This window comes from Halodesulfovibrio sp., assembly GCF_025210605.1.
In the GTDB taxonomy this organism is placed as follows: Bacteria; Desulfobacterota; Desulfovibrionia; order Desulfovibrionales; family Desulfovibrionaceae; genus Halodesulfovibrio.
Genome location: NZ_JAOARI010000027.1, coordinates 146,940 through 151,869, shown reverse-complemented (window position 1 = coordinate 151,869; position 4,930 = coordinate 146,940). Strand labels below are relative to the sequence as shown.

Sequence of the window (4,930 nt, the reverse complement as noted above, 5' to 3'; positions counted from 1 at the left end):
TTAGAAATACATATTTCGACGCGTCCCCATCGTCTAGCCTGGCCCAGGACACCTGCCTTTCACGCAGGCGACAGGGGTTCAAATCCCCTTGGGGACGCCAAAGCAAGTTAAGCTCTTACACGAAAGTGTAAGAGCTTTTTTGTTATGTTGCCTTCAGTGTGCATGCCAAAAGCGTAAGTGATAAAATAGTTGTTTTTAGGCTGCACCTGTTTCATCTGCCTTTTCACTTTTCCACTCACTCTAGTTGTGTGATAACCTGTTGCAAGTGTTTTGTTTGTTGAAATAATATATCTACTGCTTCTTGTTCTGTTTCATTATTGCCCGCAGATACCTTTGTTTCCAGAATAGTGATAGTATTGGCAAACTCTGTCATTTTTAACAGTGATGCAGTTCCCCGAAGTGAATGCAGTTGGTGCAACATTTTTTCTTTATCGGATGCAGTATCTGTGTGTGTTAACTCGTCAGCAACGTGTGTAATATATGTCGAGAAGTCCTGTAGTTGGGCTTTGTAAAACTCCATGTTGCCGAGGCAGTCTTCCATAGCCGCTTCAATATCGATTCCAGCGATGTCATAATCGTACTGAGCTGTTGGAGCATTCTGAGGGCTGGCAGAAATCCAGCGGGACAGACTGTTGAGTAGAACTTTTCTCGTTACTGGTTTGGTCAGGTATTCTGCAAATCCTTCCCGCTTTGCTTTCGCAGCGCTTTTTCGGCTAATATTGGCAGAAAGCCCTATAATAGCGGGTGCAACACTTCCTGATTTTTCTTTAATTATCTTTGCTGCTTCAAAGCCATCCATCTCAGGCATTTGAATATCCATGAGTATGGCGTCATACTGCTTCAATTGCGTTTTTTCTATGGCTTCTTTTCCGCTTTTTGCTGTGTCAACAGTCACTCCGGCTGACAAAAGCATTTTTGTGGTGATTTCTCGATTGATCGCGATATCTTCCACAAGAAGAATGTTCGCAGCATTTGAGATTGATGTACCGTCATGAGGCTCGAATTCACGGAAGCGAGTGGGGATAGCTTCTTTCGGTAAATGGAACCCCTCAGCTAGTTCAATGAATAGTCGCTTGGCGCGAATAGGAGTTTTGAGGACGGCGTAACCAGAAAAATCGTACAATTCTCCTTGGTTTTGTGAAACGCAGCACAACAGAAAAGGAAGGGCGTTGTTTTTTGAATATGCAAGGCTTTCTTGTTTTATCTGCGGCAAGCTTTCAAGGAGGTGTGCATCCGAAACCATAACGAGATCTGGCAGGCACTCTGTTGTATGCAATATTGAGGCTAGACTTTCTTTATTTTTTAGATGCACTGCATCAAAGCCAAATGCTGTTAACTGATTCATTGCTTGAATGCATTGCAGGTTCTCCCCGCCTATGACAGCCGCGCTGTATCCTTTCCAGCATATGCTGTCTTCTGTTGGCTCAGGGGCGGCGATGATGAAGGGAAGTGTAAAACTGAAGGCACTTCCTGCGCCTTCTTCACTCACTACATTCAGTTTACCGCCCATAAGGCTGACAAGGCGTGTGCTGATTGCCAATCCAAGCCCTGTTCCCCCGTAATTACGAGTTGTTGAGGTGTCCGCCTGTGTGAAGGGAGCAAATATTTTTGATTGAATTTGAGGACTAATGCCGATGCCGGAGTCAGCAACCGTGAACATGAGGTGAGTTGTATTAGCTGAGCTAGATGTACTTGTTATCGTGATAGTAATGTGCCCTTCGGGGGTAAACTTCACAGCATTATTTACAAGATTCATTAGAACTTGCTGTAAGCGAAACGGGTCTCCTTCTAGGCGCTGGGGCATGTGTTCATCAGCGAGTAACGCGATTTCTACTTTTTTTGAATCAACTGAAAATGCCGCGACATCAAGAATCCTGTCTGTAATTTCGTCAAGATAAAAGGGGATGGATTCAATAACCATCTCTCCTGATTCGATTTTTGAATAGTCTAGAACGTCTGTCAGCAGTTTAAGAAGTGATTGTGACGAAGAGTGAATGCTTTGCAAATCATGAGCGCGGTTGCGATCTTGTTCTGTGCTGAGAAGCATTTCAGAGAGACCGATGAGGGCATTCATCGGGGTACGAATTTCATGGCTCATGTTAGCAATAAATTCGCTTTTGGCTTTGTTCGCTGATTCTGCTTCTTCTTTGGCTTTAAGAATTGTTTCTTTGGTTCTATCACTAAGAAGCAGACCCATTGCCGCAATCTGCATGATTTGAAAGACGATAGCCACAATATATAGGGCAATCATGAGTGAATATGCTTGGAGCATAAAATTTGTTTGCAAAGAGACTCGCATAACAATCATCCACATTAGGTAAAAAAGACCGAATCCAAGGAAGATGACTGACGTTTTACGGTGAACAGGACGTGGACCGCGGTATAACTCTTGCGCTGAAAGAAACATGCAAAAACTCATAACGCAAACGGCAAGAGTGAAACGGAACTCTAGATCTGGAGTAGTGAGTATGTTGTGGTAGAGGATGGAGCTGGGAAGTAAAGCTGTAGGGATGATAAGCCACCATTTTGGCTTTTTATCTACGAAAATTCTGATGCCACTCCATATAGTGAGAGAAGAAAGGAACGCAAACATGTTTCCGAAAAACACTGTAATAAAAAAAGGTAGTTCTGATCTGAATGCTAAAGAAGCCACGGAGAGACCAGTGAACAAGCAGCCAAGGCTCCACCAGTTGATAACCTTGTGCTTGGTAAAATATTTACCAAGCCAGAAGAGTGCTGTTCCGCTGACAATTGAGACGAGTGAGTTGGCAAGCAATAGTGTTTTTAAGTCAAGGTCTTGCAACGAAATGTCCTTTTTTACTTGCTGATAGGTATGATCTGTAGCGGCTGCTTATACTTTTTCGAGGTGGTATTTTTTGAGCATGTTGTATAACTGGCGCGATGAGATTCCGAGTGCTGCTGCTGCCCGTGTTTTGTTTCTTCCACAACGGTTATAGATGGTATTGATGAATGTTCTTTCGGACTGCTCACGGGCATCTTTTAATGATGATGGCTCGCCGGGAGAAAATGGATGTTTTTGCAAAAGGAGAATGTCATCTGTTTTGATGTGCTCCATAAGTTCCAATGTGAGTTTTTTCCCAGAAGCTGCCTCAAAAAGTCGTTCGACAAGTTTTTCCAGCCCTGCAAACTCTCCCACAAAAAAAGATTCTGAAAGGTAGTGAAGTAACTTTGCATCTATAGTCATTTCAGCTGCATTATGCTTGGAACACAAGTTGTTGAGGATGTGCTCGATGATGAGCGGTATATCTTCTCTTCGCTCTGCGATTTCAGGAAGCTCAAGTTTAATTCCCCAGTAACGGAAAAAGTTCGCTGCGCCATATGTAGTGTTCAGGCTTGAAGCCGATTGAACGCTACAAGTTGATATGACAGACACTGACTGTTTTTTGGTTTGGTGTTTGGGGAGCTGCTTGTTCAATACAGCAAGTAACTCATTGAGAGTTGCTGGCTCCGCGTGGTCGATATTTACAAAAAGACATACTCCGTTACGCTCGTTTTTTTTGAGAAAGTTGCTTAAGCCATATATTGCCGCTGATGCCTGCAAAGGTAGGTTTCCAGTCGTAGGGCAAAAATCAATTTCATAGACAGAAGCACTTTTGTGTCGATTGTACCTACTCATGTGCTGAGCCAAAACTTTTTTTCCCGTTCCATGTGCCCCTGTAATCAACGTGTTCATACCTGTAGTAGCAAGCACTTCAGCTTGAGAAAGAGTATTGGAAAACGTCGTGCCGCGAGTTCTCAGACGCGCAAGCCCTGATTGGGAGTTTGAAAACCTATCAGAATCAGTAGCGTCCTGCTTGCCTGCTATTGTTTTTATTTCGTCAAGAAGCTTGCGGGTGGGTTCACCCTTTATGAAATATGAGTGTGCCCCCATACGTATGGATTCAACAGCTGTATCGATTGATGCATGCGCGGTAATTATGATGACTTCAGTGCTGGGATAGTAGCGCTTGATTAACGCAAGAATTTGAATGCCGCTCATATCAATCATTTTTAGATCGACAAGAACAAGGTCATACGTTGTTTGGCTTAGAGCTGTAAGAGCATTTTCAGAGCTATGTGCTATTTGTGCATCGAATCCTGCGGAAACAACAACATTCTCGATGAATCGGGCATCGATGACATCATCTTCTACAATCAGTATTTTAAATGTTTTTTTCATGCATATCCTTTTCACATTTGCTCTTTAATACTTTAGCTCACAGAGTATAGTTAGCTAAAAAATGTTAAGTAAACAAGGTAGGATGTTCTTGCAAAAAAAACAAAATGTAGAATGTATAGTGCAAAGGGCTTTTTGAAAACAGTTACAAATTTATTGTGCCGTAGTGTTGCGAGTTGTATGTGCTTCTCTATACGTAAGGATACCGTATGGCATTCTGAGGGATTGTGATTGTTATCAACTAGAGTGAAAATACGTCACTGATGATTACACATAAAAGGGTTTTGTATGTAGAAAATAGCATGGCTGATGCTTAGTAGACAACAGTTGCCTGCTGTACAAAATATTTTCGAGGAACTTGCAATAGTGTAGTTACCCTCATGTGTTTTCTTTCTTTTTTGCTGGTTGTAGTTTGAGGTGTGCAACACTGAAATAATAGTTAGTATTACTCTGTGTATCGGAAATTTATTTCCGACTTTTTCAGGGTGTTGAATGGTGTATTGAACAAAATTTCCGAGTGCAGAGTGTGCTTGTCGCTGGAGTGGAGAGGATACAGGAACTTTTTTTCAGAATTGACCCACCTTTTTGTTTTGGTATACTTCGCCCAAATTATAAAAAATAAGCGTTTGAAATTAATTACATTATAATAAGAATAACGCTTGTTGGAATACATAAAAACTTCGTGCAATGGTGAACGTATTGTGCGGTGTCTGATGTTCACATCAATTGTGATATCAGTTTGGGGGGACAAGT

2 protein-coding genes and 1 tRNA gene are annotated in these 4,930 nt (G+C 42.1%); 1 reads left to right on the top strand and 2 read right to left on the bottom strand.

Annotated elements, in window-relative coordinates; genetic code table 11:
* Nucleotides 1–22 precede the first annotated feature (22 nt).
* Nucleotides 23–100: transfer RNA gene (locus N4A56_RS10725), tRNA-Glu, on the top strand.
* A gap of 135 nt (nucleotides 101–235) precedes the next feature.
* Here N4A56_RS10725 and N4A56_RS10720 read toward each other — a convergent pair.
* On the bottom strand, nucleotides 236–2,803 hold the full coding sequence (locus N4A56_RS10720; RefSeq protein WP_295547186.1) for an ATP-binding protein: 2,568 nt from the start codon (nucleotides 2,801–2,803) through the stop codon (nucleotides 236–238).
* A gap of 48 nt (nucleotides 2,804–2,851) precedes the next feature.
* The gene (locus N4A56_RS10715) at nucleotides 2,852–4,180 is read right to left on the bottom strand and encodes a response regulator (protein WP_295547183.1); all 1,329 of its coding nucleotides are present in this window, start codon (nucleotides 4,178–4,180) and stop codon (nucleotides 2,852–2,854) included.
* Nucleotides 4,181–4,930: the final 750 nt, after the last annotated feature.

What these genes read in the sequence shown, in the direction of transcription:
- N4A56_RS10715 (WP_295547183.1), bottom strand. Translation starts at nt 4,180, where the DNA reads ATGAAAAAAACATTTAAAATACTGATTGTAGAAGATGATGTCATCGAT.